The sequence below is a fragment of the Streptomyces sp. NPDC039465 genome, from assembly GCF_055639315.1.
The window spans coordinates 1-20,785 of sequence record NZ_JBVKAP010000006.1 but is presented as its reverse complement, the minus strand read 5'-3'; the positions used below and the strand labels follow the sequence as shown (position 1 = coordinate 20,785).

Below are 20,785 nucleotides of genomic sequence, written 5' to 3'. Positions count from 1 at the left end.
GAGGTGTGGTGACGTGCGACTGACCCCCACGGAGCGCGACCGGCTGCTGCTCTTCGGCGCGGCCGAACTGGCCAGGGCCCGCCGGGCCCGGGGCCTCAAGCTCAATGTCCCCGAGGCGACCGCCCTGATCGCGGACACCGTCTGCGAGGCGGCCCGCGACGGCAGACGGCTCGCCGAGGCCATCGAGGCGGCCCGCGGCGTCCTCGGCCCCGACGACGTCCTGCCGGGCGTCGCCGACGTGGTCACCGAGGTCCACGTCGAGGCCGTCTTCGAGGACGGATCACGGCTCGCCGTGGTCTCCCAGCCCCTCGGGGCCGGATCGGGCGCCGACGCGCCGGGAGCCCTGCTGCCCGCGCCGCCGCACGCCGAGCCGGAACCGGCGGTCACGGTGCGCGTCCGCAACACCGCCACCGTCCCGGTCAGCGTCACCTCGCACTTCCACTTCTTCGAGGCCAACCCGCGCCTCGACTTCGACCGGGCCGCCGCCTACGGCATGCGGCTGTGCGTCCCCGCCGGGTCCTCCTTCCGCTTCGACCCGGGCGGCGAAGCCACCGTCGGACTCGTGCCGATCGGCGGCGAACGGATCGCGATCGGCTTCGCCGGCCTCGTCGACGGCCCGCTGGACGCGCCCGGCGCGAAGGAAGAGGCGCTGCGCAGGGCAGCGGCCTGCGGCTATCTGGGAGTGGAGGTCAGCTGATGGACCCGTACGAGTACGCATCCGTGCACGGCCCGCGCGCCGGCGACCGCGTCGTCCTGGGCGACTCCGGGCTCGTCGTGCGCGTCGAGTCCGACGCCCAGAAGCCGGGGGACGAGTTCCTCGCCGGCTTCGGCAAGACGGCCCGGGACGGACTGCACCTGAAGGCCGCCGCCGTGCGCGAGACCTGTGACGTGGTCATCAGTAACGTCCTCGTCATTGACGCGGTGCAGGGCATCGGCAAGGTGTCGATCGGCATCCGCGAGGGCCGGATCCACGCCATCGGCCGGGCCGGCAACCCCGACACCCTCGACGGCGTGGACGTCGTCGTCGGCACCGGCACCTCGATCGTGTCCGGCGAGGGCCTGATCGCCACCGCCGGCGCCGTCGACACCCATGTCCACCTCCTCTCGCCGAGGATCATGGAGGCGTCGCTGGCGAGCGGCGTCACCACCGTCATCGGCCAGGAGTTCGGCCCGGTGTGGGGCGTCGGCGTCAACTCGCCCTGGGCCCTGAAGCACGCCTTCAGCGCCTTCGACGCCTGGCCCGTCAACATCGGCTTCCTCGGCCGCGGCTCCTCCTCCGATCCCGCCCCGCTCGTCGAGGCGCTCGCCGAGGGCGGCGCCTCCGGCTTCAAGGTCCACGAGGACATGGGCGCCCACACCCGCGCCCTGGACACCGCGCTGCGGGTCGCCGAGGAGCACGACGTCCAGGTCGCCCTGCACAGCGACGGCCTCAACGAATGCCTCTCGGTCGAGGACACCCTGCGGGTGCTGGACGGCCGGACCATCCACGCCTTCCACATCGAGGGCTGCGGCGGCGGACACGTCCCCAACGTGCTCAAGATGGCGGGCGTGCCGAACGTCATCGGCTCCTCCACCAACCCCACCCTCCCCTTCGGCCGGGACGCGGTCGCCGAGCACTACGGCATGATCGTCTCCGTCCACGACCTGAAGACGGACCTGCCCGGCGACGCCGCCATGGCACGGGACCGGATCCGCTCCGGGACCATGGGCGCCGAGGACGTCCTGCACGACCTCGGCGCGATCGGCATCACCTCGTCGGACGCGCAGGGCATGGGAAGGGCCGGCGAGACCGTACGCCGGACCTTCGCCATGGCCGGCAAGATGAAGGCCGAGCTCGGCCCCATGGCGGGCGACGGCGAGCACGACGACAACGCGCGCGTCCTGCGGTACATCGCCAAGCTGACCATCAACCCCGCCATCGCCCACGGCCTCGCCCACGAGATCGGTTCCATCGAGGTCGGCAAGATGGCCGACATCGTGCTGTGGAGCCCGCAGTACTTCGGCGCGAAGCCGCAGCTGGTCCTCAAATCGGGCTTCCCGGCGTACGGCGTCGTCGGCGACCCCAACGCCGCCACCGACACCTGCGAACCGCTGGTCCTCGGACCGCAGTTCGGCGCGCACGGCGCCACGCCGGCGGAGATCTCCGTCGCGTTCGTCGCCCAGGCCGCCGTGGACCTCGGCTCCGACCGGATGCCGACCCGCCGCCGCCGGGTCGCCGTACGCGGCACCCGCGGCATCGGCCCCGGAAACCTCCTCCTCAACTCCCGTATCGGAGATGTCTCCGTCGACGGCCGGACCGGACTGGTCACCCTCGACGGCGACCCGATCCGCTCCGAACCGGCCGAGTCCATCTCCCTCAACCGCCTCTACTTCCTCTGAGGACTGACATGACCTTCCGTATGCCGCCCGAGTGGGCGCCGCACGAGCGCACGTGGATGGCCTGGCCCGGCCCCAACCCCACCTTCACCAACGACGAGGAGCTCGCCGAGGCGCGCGCGGCCTGGGCGGCCGTCGCCCGGGCGGTCCGCCGCTTCGAGCCGGTGACGGTGGTGCACGGACCCGGCCAGGGCGACTCGGCGCGCGCCCTGCTCGGCCCGGACATCGACCTCGTGGAGCGCGAGCTCGACGACGCCTGGATGCGGGACATCGGCCCCACCTTCGTCACCGACGGCCGCCGACTCGCCGCCGTGGACTGGGTGTTCAACGGCTGGGGCGGCCAGGACTGGGCGCGCTGGGAGCACGACTCCAAGATCGCCCGCCATGTCGCGGACCTCGCGGGCGTATCCGTGCTGAGCAGCCCGCTGGTCAACGAGGGCGGCGCCATCCATGTCGACGGCGAGGGCACGGTCCTGCTGACCGACACCGTCCAGCTCGGCGCCGGCCGCAACCCCGAGTGGACCCGCGCCCAGGTCGAGGCGGAGATCCACGCCAAGCTCGGCACCACCAAGGCGATCTGGCTCCCGCACGGCCTGGCCGGCGACTACGGCCTGTACGGCACCCAGGGTCATGTCGACATCGTCGCCGCCTTCGCCCGGCCCGGCACGGTCGTGGTCCACAGCCAGCAGGACCCCGCCCACCCGGACTACGAGCGCTCCCGCCTCTACGTCAACCTCCTGCGCGGCCAGACCGACGCCCAGGGCCGGCGCCTGGAGGTCGTCGAGATCCCCGCCCCCACCGTCCTCAAGGACGAGGAGGGCGACTGGGTCGACTACTCGTACATCAACCACTACCTCTGCAACGGCGGCGTGGTGCTGTGCGGCTTCGGCGACCCGAACGACGAGATCGCGGCGGGCATCTTCCGCCGCCTCTTCCCGGACCGCACGGTGACCCTGGTCGACGCCCGCGCGATCTTCGCCGGCGGCGGCGGCATCCACTGCATCACCCAGCAGCAGCCGAAGGTCTGATCCGCCCCCCGCCGCGCACCGCGCGGCGGGGGACCGGCCGGCCGACCCCGGCCGATCAGGTAAAACGTACGAGTGACCCCTAGCCACCCGCACAGCCCACGCCGTCGCAACGCCGCCCCTCCCCGGGAGGAGCTGCTGGCCGCCGCCATGGACACCATCGCCGAGCGCGGGCTCGACGGGCTCACCATGGCCGGCCTCGGCCGCCAGGTCGGGATGAGCAGCGGGCACCTCCTCTACTACTTCCGCACCAAGGACGAGCTGCTGCTGCAGACCCTGGAGTGGAGCGAGGCCCAGCTCGGGGCCGAGCGCAGCGCGCTGCTGTCCCGGCAGGCACCCGTGCGCGAGCGGCTCGCCGCCTACGTCGACCTGTACGTGCCCGACGGGCCCCGCGACCCGCACTGGACGCTGTGGCTGGAGGTCTGGAACCGGTCCCAGAACGCCGACGCCGACGCCCGCGCCCGGCAGGCCGCCATCGAAGGGGCCTGGCACCGCGACCTGGTCGCGCTGCTCGCCGAGGGGCTCTCCCGCGGCGAGCTCCGGCCCGTCGACCCCGACCGGTACGCCGCCCGGCTGCGCGCCCTGCTCGACGGGTTCAGCGTGCACGTCGCCGTCGGGATACCGGGCACCGGACGCGAACAAGTCCTCGCTCACGTACGGGAGTTCCTGCAGGACACGCTCATCCCGGGAACGTAACGTACGTAAGTACTCCCTATCGTTGCCCGCCACCGCCTTGTCCGCCCACGGGCCCCTCCGGCACGGTTCGGATCATGGGACGAGAGCACTGGAAAAAGATCTGGGTCGGATCGGCCGGCAACATGGTCGAGTGGTTCGACTGGTTCGTGTACGCGAGCTTCGCCACCTACTTCGCGGGAGCCTTCTTCCCCGAGGGCAACGACACCGCCAAGCTCATGAACACCGCCGGCATCTTCGCCGTCGGCTTCTTCATGCGCCCCGTCGGCGGCTGGCTCCTCGGCCGGGTCGGCGACCGCAAGGGCCGCAAGGCAGCCCTCACGCTCACCGTCACCCTCATGTCCGCCTCGGCCGTACTGATCGCCGTCGCCCCCACCTACTCCGTCGCCGGCTACGGCGGCGCCGCCGTCCTGCTGATCGCCCGGCTGCTCCAGGGGCTCTCGGTCGGCGGCGAGTACGCCGCCAGCGCCACGTACCTCACCGAGGCCTCCGCCCCGCAGCACCGCGGCTTCGCCTCCAGCTTCCAGTACGTGTCGATGACCGCCGGCCAGATCCTCGGCCTCGGCCTCCAGATCGTGCTCCAGCGCACGATGTCCAGCGAGGCCCTGCACAGCTGGGGCTGGCGCATCCCCTTCATCATCGGCGCGCTCGGCGCCGCGGTCGTCTTCTACCTGCGCCGCAACATGCTGGAGACGGACGTCTACGAGGACTCCGCCGACGACACCCCGGCCAAGGACAAGGGCACGATCAAGGCACTGTGGGCGCACAAGCGCGAGGCGTTCCTGGTCATCGCCCTGACCATGGGCGGCACCGTCGCGTACTACACGTACACGACCTATCTGACGAAGTACCTGTCCAACTCCGCGGGCCTGCCCAAGCAGACCGCCACCCTGGTCTCCTTCTGCGCGCTGATCGTCTTCGCCTGTCTGCAGCCGCTCGCCGGCAAGCTCTCCGACCGCATCGGCCGCCGCCCCCTGCTGATCACCTTCGCGCTCGGCTCCACCTTCCTCACCGTGCCGATCATGACGCTGCTGCGGCACGCGGGCTCCTTCTGGCCCGCCCTCGGCCTCTCGCTGCTCGCCCTCGTCGTGATCACCGGCTACACCTCGATCAACGCGTGTGTGAAGGCCGAGCTCTTCCCGACCGGCATCCGGGCCCTTGGTGTCGCCCTGCCGTACGCCATCGCCAACGCGCTCTTCGGCGGCACCGCCGAGTACGTGGCGCTCTGGTTCAAGGACGCGGGCGTCGAGTCCGGCTTCTACTGGTACGTCGCCGGCTGCGCCGCGGTCTCCCTGATCGTGTACCTGACGATGCGCGAGACCCGCGACATCGACCTCGGCCGCGTCGGGCGGGCCCCACGGGCGCCCGAGCCCGAGCCGGCCAGGACCCCGGCCGCGTAGGCCCCCACGACCGGTGGCGACGGCGGCGCGCGGGAGCGCCTCCGTCGCCACCCTGCTTTGTACGAGCTGCCCGGCATGTGAGACCTGTGTCCCGCCGACGGCGGCGGTGTGGCAGACTGCGGACGTGCTTGCTACCACCATGATTATGGGCAGTAGCGCGCCGGTCCGCAGTGACCGCTGAACGCGGCTGTACCCCCGCGGCAGCGGCCACCGTGCCCCAGACCCGCGCGCAGACCTCTCGCACCCGCGAGGGGTTTTTTCGTTTTCCGGACCACCCCGACCGGAGGCGGAAGGCGCGCGAAAATGGGGGCAAGTGGAGCCATACCTTCCGGAGCCACATCCGACAGGAGCCAACACAGTCATGACCACGGAGACCGACCAGAGCACCGACCGGGGCGCTCGGGCCGACGACAGTTTCCATGTCTTCGACACCACGCTGCGCGACGGCGCCCAGCGCGAAGGCATCAACCTCACCGTCGCCGACAAGCTGACCATCGCGCGGCACCTGGACGAATTCGGCGTCGGCTTCATCGAGGGCGGCTGGCCCGGAGCCAATCCGCGGGACACGGAGTTCTTCGCCCGGGCCCAGCAGGAGATCGACTTCAAGCACGCGCAGCTGGTCGCCTTCGGTGCCACCCGCCGGGCCGGTGCCAAGGCCGCCGACGACCCGCAGGTCAGAGCACTCCTGGAGTCCGGCGCCCCGGTGATCACACTGGTCGCCAAGGCCCATGACCGGCATGTCGAACTCGCCCTGCGCACCACGCTCGACGAGAACGTCGAGATGGTCCGCGACACCGTCTCCTTCCTGCGCGAGCAGGGCCGCCGGGTCTTCGTCGACTGCGAGCACTTCTTCGACGGCTACAAGGCCAACCCCGAGTACGCCAAGGCCGTCGTCCGCGCCGCCTCCGAGGCCGGCGCCGACGTCGTCATCCTCTGCGACACCAACGGCGGCATGCTCCCCGCCCAGGTCCAGGCCGTGGTCACCACCGTCCTCGCCGACACCGGCGCCCGCCTCGGCATCCACGCCCAGGACGACACCGGCTGCGCCGTCGCCAACACCCTCGCCGCCGTCGACGCGGGCGCCACCCACGTCCAGTGCACCGCCAACGGCTACGGCGAGCGGGTCGGCAACGCCAACCTCTTCCCGGTCGTCGCCGCGCTGGAGCTCAAGTACGGCAAGAAGGTGCTGCCCGACGGCGCGCTCGCCGAGATGACCCGTATCTCGCACGCCATCGCCGAGGTCGTCAACCTCACGCCCTCCACCCACCAGCCCTACGTGGGTGTCTCCGCCTTCGCCCACAAGGCCGGACTGCACGCCTCCGCCATCAAGGTCGACCCCGACCTCTACCAGCACATCGACCCCGAGCAGGTCGGCAACACCATGCGGATGCTCGTCTCCGACATGGCCGGGCGCGCCTCGATCGAGCTCAAGGGCAAGGAGCTCGGCGTCGACCTCGGCAACGACCGCGAACTGGTCGGCCGGGTCGTCGAGCGGGTCAAGGAGCGCGAACTCCAGGGCTACACCTACGAGGCCGCCGACGCCTCCTTCGAACTGCTCCTGCGCGCCGAGGCGGAGGGGCGCCCGCGCACCTACTTCCGTACGGAGTCCTGGCGGGCGATCGTCGAGGACCGCCCCGACGGCACCCACGCCAACGAAGCCACGGTGAAGCTGTGGGCCAAGGGCGAGCGGATCGTCGCCACCGCCGAGGGCAACGGCCCCGTGCACGCCCTCGACCAGGCGATGCGCGTCGGTCTCGAACCGGTCTACCCGCAGCTCGCCAAGCTGGAGCTGGTCGACTACAAGGTCCGTATCCTCGAAGGCCGCCACGGCACCGAGTCCACCACCCGCGTCCTGATCACCACGAGCGACGGCAGCGGCGAGTGGTCCACGGTCGGCGTCGGCGACAACGTGATCGCCGCGTCCTGGCAGGCGCTGGAGGACGCGTACACCTACGGGCTGCTGCGCGCGGGGGTCGAGCCCGCCGAGTAGCGCGTCGCCCAGCATGGGCGGCATGGCGCGTACGTTCATCACCCCGCGCACCAGGACGGCGGCCGCCGTCGCCGTCCTGACCGGCTGCCTCGCCGCCGCCGCGGCCCCCGCCGCGCCCACCGCGCCGCGCGTCACCGCCGCCCCGGTCACCACCGTGACCGAGGGCGGCACCGCGCGGGTCCGTGTCACCCTGCACACCACGAAGCCGCTCACCCGGGCCGTGACCGTGCGGTACGCGACGAGGACGGGCACCGCGAAGGCGGCCGCCGACTACCGGGCCGCCACCGGAACCGTCACCTTCCCCAAGGGCACCGCCGCCGGCGCCTTCCGGACCGTCCTGGTCGTCACCCTGCGCGACGGCGCCCCGGAGCACGCCGAGACCGTCCCGCTCACCCTGACCGTCACGGGCGCCCCGAAACCGCCCGCTGAGCCCGCCGAGGAGCGCGAGTTTCGAGGGCTATGGCCTGATTTGCTCCCTTTCGGGTAGCGTCAATGCATGAGGACCAGGCCGTTTTCCCTACTGTCGGCCCTCGCCGGGCTGGCGCTCCTGCTGCTGTTGGCCCTGGCCCCCGGTGTCTCTGCCAGGGCCACGGGCATCTCCGACGCGGCCGCGGCCCTGAAACAGGGCCCGGTCTACGTCGACCCGGGCGCCGCCGACCAGCTCTCGCGGGCCGACGCGGACGCCCTCGCCCAGAAGATCATCGACGCGGACAAGCCGGTCTTCGTGGCGGTCCTGCCCGCCAGCGCCGACTTCCCGCCGGAGAACCTGCTGCGCAATCTGCGCACCGAGACCGGGGTGACCGGCCTTTACGCCGTTCGTCTCGGCGACGGTTTCGACGCGGGCGCGGACAGCTCCGTGATGTCCCGGGAGGCAGTGCAGAACCTCGTCACCGCGGTCAAGACACCCGGTGTCGACGCGCAGACCGAGCTGAACAACTTCGTCGACCAGGCCCTGCCGCAGGCCCGCGGCTCCGCCCCCGCCTCCTGGAGCGGCGGCTCGGCCGCCGACACCGACGGGCCGGGCGTCGGCGCGCTGGTGACCCTCGGTGCGGTCGCGGCAGCGGGCGGCGCCAGTGCGTTCGCGGTCGTACGGCGCAACAAGAACCGCAAGCGGGCCGAGGAGCAGGCCGCCCTCGACAAGCTCCGGGTCGTCGTCGACGAGGACATCACCGCCTTCGGCGAGGAGCTCGACCGGCTGGACTTCCACCCGGCGGAGAAGGGCGCCGACGACGCGATGCGCGCCGACTACGAACGCGCCCTCGACGCCTACGACACGGCGAAGTCCCTGATGGGCGCCGCCGAGCACCCGAGCGACGTACGGGCGGTGACGCAGGCCCTGGAGGACGGCCGGTTCTCGCTCGCCGTCCTGGCCGCGCGCCGCGAGCACCGGCCGCTGCCCGAGCGCCGCTCGCCCTGCTTCTTCGACCCGCGCCACGGGCCTTCCGTGGCGGACGTGACCTGGTCGCCGTCCGGCGCCTCCGCGCGGCAGGTCCCGGTCTGCGCGGCGGACGCCGCCCGGATCGAGGACGGCGAGGACCCGGCGGCCCGTACGGTCGAGACCGAGACCGGCCGCCGCCCGTACTGGGAGGCGGGCCCGGCCTACGGCCCCTGGGCGGGTGGCTACTTCGGCGGCGGCATCCTGCCCGGCCTGCTGATGGGCACGATGCTCGGCTCGATGCTCTCCACCCCCGCGTACGCGGCGGAGTACGGCGGCGGCGACTTCCAGGGCGGCGACACCTCCGGCGCGGACTTCGACTCCGGTGACTTCGGCGGCGGCGACTCGGGCGGCTGGGGCGGTTTCGGCGGCGGTGACTTCGGCGGAGGCGGTGGCTTCGACGGCGGTGGTGGCTTCTGACCGGCCCGGCCACCGCCCCGCTCAGCGGGTGAGCAGCCCGGTCAGCAGCGCCACGCGCGCGTGGTCCAGATCCGGGCGCAGTCGGCCACCCTCCTTGAGGGTGGCCATGCCGTGCAGCGCGCTCCAGAACATCTCGGTCAGCGCGTGCGGTTCGCGGTCCTCGCCCGCCAGGGGGGCCACGGTGGCGAGGACCTCGCCGAAGGCCGCCTTCAGCGCTTCCGGGGTGGACTCGGTGGCGAACTCCACCTCGAGCTCGCCGGTGAACATCGCCGTGTAGAGCGCCGGGTGGGCCCGGGCGAAGTCCAGATAGGCCTCGGCGACGGCCCGCAGGGCCGCGGCGGGGGAGGCGGCGGCGGTGCGGGCGGTACGCAAGTCGGCGGCGAGGTCCTCGAAACCGCCGACCGCGACCGCCGACACGATCGCGCTCTTGCCCTTGAAGTGGCTGTAGAGGACCGGCTGGCTGTACTCGACGATCTCGGAGAGCCGGCGGGTGGTCACCGCGGCCCAGCCCTCGGATTCGGCCAGTTCGCGGGCCGCCGCGACGATCAGCCGCTCGCGGTCGGCCCGTTCGCGCTCGCGGCGCTGCTGTGGGGTGGTCATGAAAGAACCCTAGCATCGCTAGACAAGAGAGCGATGCTAGGTCTAGCGTTGCTATCAGTCCTAGCGCCGCTAGGGCGCCAGGGGGGCCGCACCGACGGCCCGTCTCACCGTGGGGGAACCATGACCTTGCACCGCGTCACCACCGTGCTTTCCGCCGTCCTCGGCCTCTTCGTCCTCTCCTTCGCGCTCAATTTCCTGCTCAACCCCGAGGGCGCCGCCGCCGGCTTCGGCATCCCGACCTGGCCGCAGGGCGACGCCGCCGGGTACCTCACGGTCAAGGGCGTCCGCGACCTCGCCTGCGGCCTGACCGTCCTGGTACTCCTGGCGCTCCGGCAGCGCCGGGCGCTCGCCTGGGTGATGCTGCTGGACGCGATCATCCCCTTCGGTGACACCGTCGCCGTCCTCGCCGGCGGCGGAACTCCCGCCGCCGCCTTCGGTATCCACGCGGCGACCGGTGTCGTGGTCCTGATCGCCGCCGCTCTCCTCTTCGCGACCAGCGCCCCGGCGGAGCGCGCTACGAGCACCGGCGGCCGCCGCTCGGGAATCCCCGCCCGGTCTTGATCGTTCCGCTCTCCGAGGGCGCCGATCTGGCGGCCTCAGTCGCCTGAGGGCCGGCTGAGGGCCGCCGGAGCGGCCCTGACAGCTCGGGCGGGCCGGGTGGCCCAGGCGGCTCAGGCGGCGGTCTTGATCGCGGAGATGTCGAAGGTCAGCTTCACCTTGTCGCTGACCATGACACCGCCCGCCTCCAGCGCCGCGTTCCAGGTCAGGCCCCAGTCGGAGCGCAGGATCTCGGCGCTGCCCTCGAAGCCGGCGCGCTGGTTGCCGTAGACGTCCGTCGCGCTGCCGTTGAACTCCAGGTCGATGGAGAGCGGGCGGGTGACGTCCTTGATCGTGAGGTCACCGGTGACGCGGTACGCGTCGCCGCCCAGCTGCTCGGCCGAGGTGGAGCGGAAGGTCATCAGCGGGAACCGCTCGGCCTCGAAGAAGTCGGCGCCGCGCAGGTGGGCGTCGCGGTCGGCGATCCCGGTGTCGACGCTCTCGATCCGCACGTCGAGGGCGGCCGTGGAGGCGCCCGGGTCCGCCCCGTCGAGCCGCAGCGTGCCCTCGAACTCGCCGAAGGCGCCGCGGACGTTGGTGACCATGGCGTGACGGACGGTGAAGCCGATGCTGCTGTGTGCCGGGTCGACGGTGTAGTCGCCGGTCAGGGCGGCCAGTGCCGGGTCCACCGGCAGGGTGGCGACCGCGGTGGCGGTGGTGGCGGTGTCGTTCTTGCGGCCGAAGAGACCCATGACGTGCTCCTTGGGGATGAGTGACGCTGTTGTTGAAGGTTCAATTGATTCAACGAGAACGACGGTAACTCCATTCCGTTCAATATTCAACATCTTCTGTGGTGTGCGTCACCCGCTTGGACTAACGGAACGGGGTTCTTGGACTGGCGGGGCCGCCGCCGCCCCAACGCGTTGACCGCCTCGCGCGGCGGCCACTACGCAGAGTCCATGTCGCGAAGATTCCGTTCCGGGTGCGCGCTCCTCGCCGCCTCGTCCGCCGTGTTCGCCCTGGCCGGGCCGCTGTCCGGACCCGCCCTCGCGGACGGCCGGGCCCACCACGCCCACCGCGCCGCAGACCCGGCCGCCACCGCCCTCATCGGCTCGCCCCAGCTCGCGGTCGCCGTCGCCAGGGACTTCCCGCGCGTGGTCTCGTACACCGACCGCAGGACCGGCGCCGCCCTGTCGGGCAGTACGGCCCCGGTCACCCGGGTCGTGCTCAACGGCACCCCGTACGCCGTCCAGGCCAAGGGCGAGCCCGTCCTCACCGCCGACCGGGCCGCCTACACCCTCACCTTCCCCGACCTCCCCGGCGTCGAGATCGACGCGTCCCTGACCGTCGCCGGCCGCGCCACCACCTTCAAGGTCACCGCCGTCCGCGACACCGACGCCTTCCGCCTCGCCACCCTCGACATACCGGGCCACGACCTGGTCTCCGTCGGCTCGGCCGACCCGGGGGCCAAGACCGCCTTCACCTGGCTCGACCACGACTCGACCCGTAACGCCGACGTCTTCGCCGACATCACCGCGGCCACGGCGCCGGACACCGCTCCCGTTGGCGCGACCTACGGCCTGGTCAACACCGCCTCGCTGGCCGCCGCCGTCGAGTCCAACTCCAGCTACGACAAGCCCGCCGGCCCCACCGGCGGCGACAAGGCCCGGCTGTGGCACCAGGCCCGCAAGGCCGCCGACGGATCCGTCCGGGTCGGCGTCTGGTCCGGCCAGTGGACCTACCGCGGGGAAGGCGCCCCCCGGCCGGAGAGCGGCGACCACCTGCCCTGGGCGAAGGTCGTCGTGACCCCCGACGCCAACGGCGACGGGAAGACCGACTGGCAGGACGGCGCCCTCGCCTTCCGCTCCATCGGCGTCCGGGCGCCCGGCAGCGAGCAGACCCCCGACCGCGTCATCACCCACATCCCGTTCAACTTCGCCAGCCAGGCCACCCACCCGTTCCTGCGCACCCTCGACGACGTCAAACGGATCTCACTCGCCACCGACGGACTCGGCCAGCTCGCCGTCCTGAAGGGGTACGGCTCCGAGGGCCACGACTCCGCCCACCCCGACTACGGCGGCAACTACAACAAACGGGCCGGCGGCCTCGACGACCTCAACAAGCTGCTGCGCGGCGGCAAGAAGTGGGGCGCCACCTTCGGCGTCCACGTCAACGCCACCGAGTCGTACCCCGAAGCCAGGAACTTCAGCGAGACCCTCGTCGACAAGGCCCGGCCCGGCTGGAACTGGCTCAACCAGAGCTACTACATCGACCAGCGCCGCGACCTCAACAGCGGCGATCTCGCCCGGAGATTGCAGCAGTTGAGGAACGAGACCGACCGCAACCTCTCCTTCCTCTACATCGACGTCTACTACACGCACGGCTGGATCGCCGACAAGACCCTCCAGGCCGTCCAGGCGCAGGGCTGGCACGTCGGCACGGAGTGGTCGGAGAAGTTCGAGCGAGCCTCGCTCTGGTCCCACTGGGCCAACGACCTCGACTACGGTGGCGCCACCAACAAGGGCCTGAACTCCCAGATCATCCGCTTCATCCGCAACCACGAGAAGGACATCTGGAACAACCACCCCGTCCTCGGCCAGAGCGCCCTGGAGGAGTTCGAGGGCTGGACCGGCGAGAACGACTGGAACGCCTTCCAGGCCACCGTCTGGCAGAAGAACCTGCCCGCCAAATACCTCCAGCAGCAGCGGATCACCCGCTGGCAGGGCGACGACATCACCTTCACCGGCGGTGTGCGCGGCACCGTCGAGAACGGTCGGCGCACCTTCTACGACCACGGCCGCAAGGTCCTCGACGGCGAGCGCTATCTGCTTCCCTGGGACGGCGGCAAGAAGCTGTACCACTACAACAAGGCGGGCGGCACCAGCAGCTGGGCGGTGCCGGGCCGGGGCGCGTACACCGTGTACAAGCTCACCGACAACGGCCGGGTGAAGACCGGGACGGTCCGCCCGGTCGACGGCCGGATCACCCTCGACGCCGCCGCCGGACAGCCCTACGTGCTCTACCCCGACCGGGCGCCCGAGCAGAGCCCGCCGCGCTGGGGCGAGGGCGGCCCGGTCGCCGACCCAGGCTTCAACGACGGCCGGCTCGCCGCCTGGACCAAGACGGGCGATGTCACCCGTCACACCGACGCCAACGGCCGCAACAGCGCCGCGTTGACCGGTGACACCGAGGTGTCACTCTCCCAGCGGATCACCGGCCTCACCCCCGGCCGCCGCTACACCGCCTCGGTGCTCGTCGAGGTGGAACCGGGCAGGACGCGCCGCACCACGCTCACGATCGCCGGGCAGTCGGTCGCCGTCGACCGCTCCGCCGTCAAGGACCAGGTCGCCGCCTCCGACTGGCACGGCACCCACCTCCAGCGGGCCAAGACCGCCTTCACCGCCCCGGCGGACGGCGCCGCCGTGCTGAGGATCGCCGCCGCGCCCGGTGCGGCACGGGTACGCGTCGACGACGTCCGTGTCGTCGCGAGCGCCGCCCCCGCCCCCGAGCCGGGCACTCTCGTCCACGAGGACTTCGAGGCCGTCGACCAGGGCTGGGGCCCCTTCCTCAAGGGGGACGCGGGCGGCTCCACCGACCCCCGCACCCACATCAGCCAGCTGCACGCCCCGTACACCCAGTCCGGCTGGAACGGGAAGCTCGTCGACGACGTCCTCGGCGGCGCCGAGTCCCTCAAGGCCCATGACGAGAACCCCGGCCTCGTCTACCGCACCGCCCCCTGGACCGTGCCGATGAAGGACGGCCACGCCTATCGGGTCTCCTACGACTACCAGTCCAGCCACGCGGGCGCCTACGAGTGGGTGACCGGCTACGACCGTACGTCCGGCGGCGCCGTGGAGAGTCGCCGTACGCCCATCGGGCAACAGCGGACCACCGCGCGGTTCACCGAGACCGTCACCGCCGGCTGCGGGGACACCTGGACCGGGCTGCGCAAGCGGAGCGACGCCCCCGACGGCGCCGACTTCGTCCTCGACGGCTTTACCGTCACCGACCTCGGCCCGGCCGCCGAACCCGCCGCCTGCGGGACGCTCACGGTCTCGGCCGGCCAGACCCTGGAACCCGGCCGCCCCAACGACGTCACGGCCACCTTCACCCACGACGAGGCCGCCGCCGCCGACGGCGTCGCGGTGGCGCTGACCCTGCCCGACGGCTGGACCGCCGAACCGGCCGGCCCCGTCACCTTCGAGGACCCGGTCGCACCGGGCGCCAAGGCGACCGCCACCTGGCGGGTGACCCCGCCGCTCGACGCCCCCTACCGGACGTACACGGTGACATCGCACGCCACGTACACCACCGGTGGCACCCCGCGCCGGGTGAGCGCCCCCACGACCGTGCGTACGCTGCCCCCGCCGCCCACCGCCGACAGCTGGGCCAGTGACCTCGACTGGGCCTCGGCCACCAACGGCTGGGGTCCCGTCGAACGCGACCGCTCCAACGGCGAGACCGGCACCGGCGACGGCCGCCCGCTGTCGATCGGCGGAGTGTCCTACGCCAAGGGCCTGGGCACCCACGCCCCGGCCACGATCCGCTACTACCTGGGCGGCCGGTGCGCCACCTTCACCGCCGAGGTCGGCGTGGACGACGTCCAGACGTCCCGCGGCACCGTGCGCTTCGGTGCGCTCGCCGACGGGGCGCGGAAGGTGACGTCACCGGTCCTGGGGGCGAGCGACCCGGCCTGGAGCCTGACCGCCGACGTCACCGGCGCGCGGTACGTCGACCTGGTGGTCGACGACGGGGGAGACGGCAACGGCAACGACCACGCCGACTGGGCCAACGCCCGCTTCCACTGCGGAGGTTGACCGCCCGTCGCCGGTCGGTGTCAGCCGGCCGTCCGCGCCTTCGGGGTGGGGGCGGCCGGGGCCACGTCGAAGTCGTACTCATGTATCTCCGCGGCCCATCCGCAGACCCCGTCCTTGGCGGCGTACCGGCCGTACTCGAAGCCGAAGCCGAGGCCGCCCGTGGCCTTGCGGTCGGCCTTCACCCGCATCTTGACGTCCTTGTGAGCACCCGCCTTCAGGGCCCCGGCGACCGTGGGGACCTGGCGGATGTCGCGGGGCATGGTCTGCCAGCGGCGCGCCTTCCGGTCGTACCACTGCGTCGTGACCTTGATCTCCTGGCGGGGCGCCTCGGACGCGGTGACGTCCACGTTCACGCCCACCGCGGTCAGCGTCGCGGCGGAGGTGTTGGTCGCCCGGAAGGTGAACGGCGCCCACGTCCCGGCGGTCAGCACGGCCGGGAAGCCCACCAGCTCCGTGCGGAGGCGCGACGCCGGGTGTTCCTCCCACCGCGTGCACGCGGCGAACGGATCGGCCGTGGCGGCGGACGGCGGCGTGACGGCTGCCCCGGCGGCGGGGGCCGCGAGGAGTACGGCGGGAGCCGCGACGGCCGTCGCGGCGAGGGTCGCCAGGGTGTGGCGGAGGGTCATGCGGAAGCCCCGTTCAGGAAAAGAGGATTGGGCGCACGTGCGTGGTCGGCGCACGTCAACTCCATGATCGTAAACGTCACCGCCGAGGCCTCGGCCTCCATGCGACGGAAAGCGCTTTCATCTCGTCGTGTCATGCCCATTGCTGGCGGCAGAAAGCGCGTGCTACACCGACCCTGAGCCGGTCCACACCCACGCCTCGGGAGGCCCCCGTGCCCGCCTGGTCCCGCCGCGGCTTCCTCGCCGCCACCTCGTCCGCCGCGCTCGGCGCCGGCCTCGCCCCCGCCCCGGCGTACGCCCGCGTCCCCGCCCAACGCACCGCGACGGACGCCGAGTTCGACGCTCTCCGGGCCCGCTGGCTGACCCTCCAGCTCGGTACCGGCTACGACCCGACCGCCGAGCCGTACGCCTCCCGGCTCGCCGAGACCGGCGAGCTCGCCCGCCGCTTCCGCGCGTCGATGGCCCCCACCGCCACCTCCCTGTGGCCGGGTTACGCCTTCGACCCGCCGTCCGGGATCACCCAGAGCTACAGCCGCCTGTGGACCATGACGCAGGCCTACCTCCAGCAGGGCACGGGCCTCACCGGCGACGAGAGCCTCCTCGCCGACGTGGTCCGCGGCCTCGACCACCTCTCCGCCCGGATCTACCACCCCGGCACCACCCGCTACGGCAACTGGTGGGAGTGGCAGATCGGCAGCCCCCGCCTGCTGCTGGACATCGTCGCCGCCCTCCACGACCGCCTCGGCCCCGACCGCGTCCAGGCCGCCTGCGTCGCCGTCGACCACTTCATCCCCGACTCCCTGCTCGGCAGCTACACCGGCACCTCCACCGGCGCCAACCGCGTCGACCTGTGCCGCTCGGTGGCCCTGCGCGGCGTCCTCGGCCGCGACGGCGCCAAACTGGCCCTGGCCCGGGACGCGCTGAGCCCCGTCTTCCCGTACGTCACCAAGGGCGACGGCCTCTACGCCGACGGCAGCTTCGTCCAGCACACCTGGGTCGCCTACTCGGGCACGTACGGACAGGTCCTGCTCGACGGTCTCGGCCGGCTCTTCGCGCTGCTCGCCGGATCCAGCTGGGACGTCACCGACCCGGCCCGGCAGACCATCCTCGACAGCGTCGAACACGCCTACGCCCCGCTGATCTACAACGGCCTCGCGATGGACAGTGTCAACGGCCGTGCCATCAGCCGGGGTTACGGCCAGGGCGACGTCCGGCAGATCCTGCGCGGCGACCACTTCCACGGCCAGGGACTCATCGCCGCCATAGCCCTGCTCGCCGCCGGGGCGAGCCCCGCCGAACGCGACCGGTGGCACGCGCGCGTGAAGGGCTGGATCGAACGGGACACCGTCAGCCCCATCCTCACCGCCCGCCAGTTCGGCGTCGCCGACCTCGCCCGCCTGCACGCGGTCGCCGCCGCCCCAGGACCCGCCGCACCCGAGCCCGTCGGCCACCGCCTCTTCGCCGCCATGGACCGCGCCGTCCACCGCCGCCCCGGCTGGGCCGCCAACATCTCCATGGCCTCGGAGCGGATCTCGTACTACGAGTGCGGCAACGGCGAGAACCCGCGCGGCTGGCACACCGGCGCCGGAATGCTCTACTGGTGGGGCCCGGGCCCCGGCGCGGACGCCCAGTACACGGACTGGTTCTGGCCCACCGTGGACCCCTACCGGCTGCCCGGCACCACCGTCTCCACCAAGCGGCTCGCCGACCGGGCCGGCGGCGAATGGGGACAGCCCAAACCCGCCGTCCAGTGGGTCGGCGGCACCACCGACGGGGAGTTCGCCGCGGTCGGCCAACACCTCAAGGGCCTCGGATCCACCCTGGAGGCCCGCAAGTCCTGGTTCTGTGCCGCCGACACCGTCATCTGCCTCGGCGCCGGGATCACCAGCACCGACGGCGTCCCCGTCGAGACCGTCGTCGACAACCGCAACCTCGGCGAGAAGGGCACCCACACCCTCACCACCGGCCCCCGCTGGGCCCACCTCGAAGGCCACGGCGGCTGGGTCCTGCCCGGTGGCACGGGAGAGCTGCGCACCCTGCGCGAGGACCGCACGGGGGCCTGGAGCGACATCAACACCGGCTCCTCCACCGAGGGCCGCACCCGCCGCTACCAGACCCTGTGGCTCGACCACGGCACGGACCCCACCCAAGCGGCCTACGCCTATCTGCTGATGCCGGGCGCCTCCCGACGCGCCGTGGCGGCCCGTTCCCACGATCTCGGCTGGCTGGCGATCCTCGACAACACCGCCGACCGCCAGGCGGTGGCCGTGCGCTCCCTGGGGCTGACCGCGGCGAACTTCTGGCGAGCCGGTACGGTGGAGCGCCTGACGGCGACCGCCCCGGCGAGCGTGCTGGTGCGCAGGCGCCGGTCCACCGCCGTCCTCGCCGTCTCCGAGCCGCCAAGAACCGGGCAGCCGCTGGAGATCGTCTGGGACCGCCCGGTCGGCCGGATCCTCTCCCGTGATCCCTCGGTGGAGGTGCTCGCCGTGACCCCGTCGCTCCGGCTGCGGATCATGCCTGGCACCCAGGGGGCCACTCATCGGTGTGAGGTGGCTCTCAGCTGACTTTTATAGGAACCCCATAAGTACGAGGGGTTCCTAGCTGTTGAGAAGTGCCGTACGCGAAGCCGTTCTGTCCAGCCTCACCAGGAATCCGGTCAGGAGACTGTACGGAGTCAACGGCGGGATTTTCTTGGTCGGCTTCGTAGGGTCGGTACATGACCGATCTGGTGGACAAGATCCCGAGTGAGCCGAGTGACGCTCGTGGGCGTGTGGCGGAGCTGCACGCCCTGCGTGAGGAGGCCCTGCGGGGCCCGAGCGACCGTGCGACCGAGGCGCAGCACGCGAAGGGCAAGCTGACAGCTCGCGAGCGTATCGAGCTGCTGGTGGACCCGGGCTCGTTCCGCGAGGTCGAGCAGTTGCGACGGCACCGGGCGTCCGGATTCGGTCTGGAGTCCAAGAAGCCCTACACCGACGGTGTGATCACGGGCTGGGGCACGGTCGAGGGCCGTACGGTCTTCGTCTACGCCCATGACTTCCGGATCTTCGGCGGCGCGCTGGGCGAGGCCCACGCCACCAAGATCCACAAGATCATGGACATGGCCATCGCGGCCGGTGCCCCGCTGGTCTCCCTGAACGACGGCGCCGGCGCCCGTATCCAGGAGGGCGTCTCGGCGCTCGCCGGCTACGGCGGCATCTTCCAGCGCAACACCAGGGCCTCGGGTGTCATCCCGCAGATCTCGGTGATGCTCGGCCCGTGCGCGGGCGGCGCCGCCTACTCCCCGGCGCTCACCGACTTCGTCTTCATGGTCCGCGAGACCTCGCAGATGTTCATCACCGGCCCGGACGTCGTCAAGGCGGTCACCGGCGAGGAGATCTCCCAGAACGGCCTGGGCGGCGCGGACGTGCACGCCGAGACCAGCGGCGTGGCGCACTTCGCCTACGACGACGAGGAGACCTGCATCGCGGAGGTGCGCTACCTCCTGTCGATGCTGCCGCAGAACAACCGCGAGAACCCCCCGGTCGTCGTCTCTGAGGACGCCGCCGACCGCCGCTCGGACGTCCTGTTCGACCTGGTCCCGGCCGACGGCAACCGCCCGTACGACATGCACAAGGTCATCGAGGAGCTCGTCGACGACGGCGACTACCTCGAGATCCACGAGCGGTGGGCCCGCAACATCATCTGCGCGCTGGCCCGGCTCGACGGCCAGGTCGTCGGCATCGTCGCCAACCAGCCCCAGTCGCTGGCCGGTGTCCTGGACATCGAGGCGTCCGAGAAGGCCGCCCGGTTCGTGCAGATGTGCGACGCCTTCAATATTCCGATCATCACTCTTCTGGACGTACCCGGCTTCCTGCCCGGCGTCGACCAGGAGCACGGTGGAATCATCCGGCACGGCGCCAAGCTGCTGTACGCCTACTGCAACGCGACCGTGCCCCGTATCTCCCTGATCCTGCGCAAGGCGTACGGCGGCGCCTACATCGTCATGGACTCCCAGTCCATCGGCGCGGACCTCACCTACGCCTGGCCCACCAACGAGATCGCAGTCATGGGCGCCGAGGGCGCGGCCAACGTCATCTTCCGCCGGCAGATCGCCGACGCCGAGGACCCCGAAGCCATGCGGGCCCGCATGGTCAAGGAGTACAAGGCCGAGCTGATGCACCCCTACTACGCCGCGGAGCGCGGACTCGTCGACGACGTCATCGACCCGGCCGAGACCCGCGAGGTGCTCATCAAGTCCCTCGCCATGCTCCGCACCAAGCACGCCGACCTGCCGTCCCGCAAGCACGGCAACCCGCCTCAGTAACAGGAGCACCCTGTGACCACACCCGCCTCCGAGCACCTGCTGCGCGTCGAGAAGGGCCACGCCGACCCCGAGGAACTCGCCGCGATCACCGCGGTCCTCCTCGCCCGCGCCGCCGCCCAGCCCGCCGCCCCGGCCCACCGCGGCCGCTCCACCGCCGGCTGGCGCCGCCTGGAACGCCAGCCCGGCTTCCGCTCGGCCCACTCCTGGCAGGGCTGACGCCCACGCGCACGTGTGAAGGCCCCCGTCTCGCCCTTGGGTTCTAACGGTCGTCGCAACACCCGACCTTCGGGGACGCGATGGCCTTCGAGATCCGCAATATCCGTACAGCTCAGGGACGGAAGAAGCTCGACCGTGAGCGGGCGGAATACTTCCGGCTCATGGAGCAGGGGGTAAGCAGCCGGGAGGCCTGCCGGATCGTCGGCATCAACCGGCGGACCGGTAAGCGGTGGCGCAACGGCACCAACGCAACGGAGAACAGACCCGCTCGGCCCGCACACAGAGTGCGGGCCGAGCGGGTCGTTTCGTCGTCTCGGCATCTGACGCAGGAGGAACGGCTCTACATCGCC

17 protein-coding genes are annotated in these 20,785 nt (G+C 71.9%); 14 read left to right on the top strand and 3 right to left on the bottom strand.

From position 1 onward, the window contains the following. The first annotated feature begins 13 nt into the window (after positions 1 to 13). The 8 genes from ureA (at position 14) to ACZ7LT_RS20520 (ending at position 9,339) form a co-directional block, all read left to right on the top strand. Positions 14 to 697, top strand: coding sequence for an urease subunit gamma (ureA, locus tag ACZ7LT_RS20555; protein ID WP_471237494.1), 684 nt, complete (start codon positions 14 to 16; stop codon positions 695 to 697). After that, positions 697 to 2,379 (top strand): urease subunit alpha, encoded by a 1,683-nt coding sequence (locus tag ACZ7LT_RS20550; protein WP_471237493.1) that lies wholly within the window; start codon positions 697 to 699, stop codon positions 2,377 to 2,379. The genes ureA and ACZ7LT_RS20550 overlap by 1 nt, the downstream gene beginning before the upstream one ends. Positions 2,380 to 2,387: 8 nt before the next feature. Next, positions 2,388 to 3,404 carry an agmatine deiminase family protein gene (locus ACZ7LT_RS20545; RefSeq protein WP_471237492.1) on the top strand — a complete coding sequence of 339 codons (1,017 nt, stop codon included), beginning with the start codon at positions 2,388 to 2,390 and terminating at the stop codon, positions 3,402 to 3,404. Positions 3,405 to 3,536: 132 nt separating this feature from the next. Further along, positions 3,537 to 4,097 (top strand): TetR/AcrR family transcriptional regulator, encoded by a 561-nt coding sequence (locus tag ACZ7LT_RS20540; RefSeq protein ID WP_471237895.1) that lies wholly within the window; start codon positions 3,537 to 3,539, stop codon positions 4,095 to 4,097. A gap of 74 nt (positions 4,098 to 4,171) precedes the next feature. Further along, the gene (locus ACZ7LT_RS20535; RefSeq protein WP_471237491.1) at positions 4,172 to 5,494 is read left to right on the top strand and encodes an MFS transporter; all 1,323 of its coding nucleotides are present in this window, start codon (positions 4,172 to 4,174) and stop codon (positions 5,492 to 5,494) included. A gap of 361 nt (positions 5,495 to 5,855) precedes the next feature. Next, the gene (gene cimA / locus ACZ7LT_RS20530) at positions 5,856 to 7,484 is read left to right on the top strand and encodes a citramalate synthase (RefSeq protein ID WP_471237490.1); all 1,629 of its coding nucleotides are present in this window, start codon (positions 5,856 to 5,858) and stop codon (positions 7,482 to 7,484) included. A 22-nt stretch (positions 7,485 to 7,506) separates the two neighbouring features. Then, positions 7,507 to 7,971, top strand: a complete 465-nt coding sequence (locus ACZ7LT_RS20525; RefSeq protein ID WP_471237489.1) for a Calx-beta domain-containing protein — start codon at positions 7,507 to 7,509, stop codon at positions 7,969 to 7,971. Between the two features lie 9 nt (positions 7,972 to 7,980). Further along, positions 7,981 to 9,339, top strand: coding sequence for a hypothetical protein (locus ACZ7LT_RS20520; RefSeq protein WP_471237488.1), 1,359 nt, complete (start codon positions 7,981 to 7,983; stop codon positions 9,337 to 9,339). A 21-nt stretch (positions 9,340 to 9,360) separates the two neighbouring features. Here the strand turns inward: ACZ7LT_RS20520 and ACZ7LT_RS20515 are convergent, their stop codons facing one another. Beyond that, positions 9,361 to 9,939 (bottom strand): TetR/AcrR family transcriptional regulator, encoded by a 579-nt coding sequence (locus ACZ7LT_RS20515; protein ID WP_471237486.1) that lies wholly within the window; start codon positions 9,937 to 9,939, stop codon positions 9,361 to 9,363. 120 nt (positions 9,940 to 10,059) lie between these two features. Between ACZ7LT_RS20515 and ACZ7LT_RS20510 the strand changes: the two genes are divergently transcribed. After that, positions 10,060 to 10,500 (top strand): DUF4267 domain-containing protein, encoded by a 441-nt coding sequence (locus ACZ7LT_RS20510; protein ID WP_471237485.1) that lies wholly within the window; start codon positions 10,060 to 10,062, stop codon positions 10,498 to 10,500. Positions 10,501 to 10,610: 110 nt separating this feature from the next. Here ACZ7LT_RS20510 and ACZ7LT_RS20505 read toward each other — a convergent pair whose 3' ends face one another. Next, positions 10,611 to 11,228: a YceI family protein gene (locus ACZ7LT_RS20505; protein ID WP_471237484.1), complete on the bottom strand. Its 618-nt coding sequence runs from the start codon at positions 11,226 to 11,228 to the stop codon at positions 10,611 to 10,613. A gap of 207 nt (positions 11,229 to 11,435) precedes the next feature. Here ACZ7LT_RS20505 and ACZ7LT_RS20500 point away from each other — a divergent pair, with 207 nt between their 5' ends. Further along, positions 11,436 to 15,293 carry an endo-alpha-N-acetylgalactosaminidase family protein gene (locus tag ACZ7LT_RS20500; RefSeq protein ID WP_471237483.1) on the top strand — a complete coding sequence of 1,286 codons (3,858 nt, stop codon included), beginning with the start codon at positions 11,436 to 11,438 and terminating at the stop codon, positions 15,291 to 15,293. A 20-nt stretch (positions 15,294 to 15,313) separates the two neighbouring features. Here the strand turns inward: ACZ7LT_RS20500 and ACZ7LT_RS20495 are convergent, their stop codons facing one another. After that, positions 15,314 to 15,919, bottom strand: coding sequence for a hypothetical protein (locus ACZ7LT_RS20495; protein WP_471237482.1), 606 nt, complete (start codon positions 15,917 to 15,919; stop codon positions 15,314 to 15,316). 209 nt (positions 15,920 to 16,128) lie between these two features. Between ACZ7LT_RS20495 and ACZ7LT_RS20490 the strand changes: the two genes are divergently transcribed. The 4 genes from ACZ7LT_RS20490 to ACZ7LT_RS20475 all read left to right on the top strand — a co-directional run. After that, positions 16,129 to 18,480: a polysaccharide lyase 8 family protein gene (locus ACZ7LT_RS20490; RefSeq protein WP_471237481.1), complete on the top strand. Its 2,352-nt coding sequence runs from the start codon at positions 16,129 to 16,131 to the stop codon at positions 18,478 to 18,480. Between the two features lie 152 nt (positions 18,481 to 18,632). After that, positions 18,633 to 20,219, top strand: coding sequence for an acyl-CoA carboxylase subunit beta (locus tag ACZ7LT_RS20485; RefSeq protein ID WP_471237480.1), 1,587 nt, complete (start codon positions 18,633 to 18,635; stop codon positions 20,217 to 20,219). A 12-nt stretch (positions 20,220 to 20,231) separates the two neighbouring features. Further along, entirely contained in the window at positions 20,232 to 20,435 is a 204-nt protein-coding gene (locus tag ACZ7LT_RS20480) for an acyl-CoA carboxylase subunit epsilon (RefSeq protein ID WP_471237479.1), read from the top strand. Between the two features lie 80 nt (positions 20,436 to 20,515). After that, positions 20,516 to 20,785: helix-turn-helix domain-containing protein (locus ACZ7LT_RS20475; RefSeq protein ID WP_471237478.1), on the top strand; the 270-nt coding region annotated here is incomplete at its 3' end.

Coding starts and splice junctions, on each gene's coding strand:
- ACZ7LT_RS20545 (WP_471237492.1), top strand. CDS start 2,388: ATGACCTTCCGTATGCCGCCCGAGTGGGCGCCGCACGAGCGCACGTGG.
- ACZ7LT_RS20525 (WP_471237489.1), top strand. CDS start 7,507: ATGGCGCGTACGTTCATCACCCCGCGCACCAGGACGGCGGCCGCCGTC.
- ACZ7LT_RS20495 (WP_471237482.1), bottom strand. CDS start 15,919: ATGACCCTCCGCCACACCCTGGCGACCCTCGCCGCGACGGCCGTCGCG.
- ACZ7LT_RS20510 (WP_471237485.1), top strand. CDS start 10,060: ATGACCTTGCACCGCGTCACCACCGTGCTTTCCGCCGTCCTCGGCCTC.
- ACZ7LT_RS20505 (WP_471237484.1), bottom strand. CDS start 11,228: ATGGGTCTCTTCGGCCGCAAGAACGACACCGCCACCACCGCCACCGCG.
- cimA (WP_471237490.1), top strand. CDS start 5,856: ATGACCACGGAGACCGACCAGAGCACCGACCGGGGCGCTCGGGCCGAC.
- ACZ7LT_RS20485 (WP_471237480.1), top strand. CDS start 18,633: ATGACCGATCTGGTGGACAAGATCCCGAGTGAGCCGAGTGACGCTCGT.
- ACZ7LT_RS20515 (WP_471237486.1), bottom strand. CDS start 9,939: ATGACCACCCCACAGCAGCGCCGCGAGCGCGAACGGGCCGACCGCGAG.
- ACZ7LT_RS20535 (WP_471237491.1), top strand. CDS start 4,172: ATGGGACGAGAGCACTGGAAAAAGATCTGGGTCGGATCGGCCGGCAAC.
- ACZ7LT_RS20550 (WP_471237493.1), top strand. CDS start 697: ATGGACCCGTACGAGTACGCATCCGTGCACGGCCCGCGCGCCGGCGAC.
- ACZ7LT_RS20500 (WP_471237483.1), top strand. CDS start 11,436: ATGTCGCGAAGATTCCGTTCCGGGTGCGCGCTCCTCGCCGCCTCGTCC.
- ACZ7LT_RS20520 (WP_471237488.1), top strand. CDS start 7,981: ATGAGGACCAGGCCGTTTTCCCTACTGTCGGCCCTCGCCGGGCTGGCG.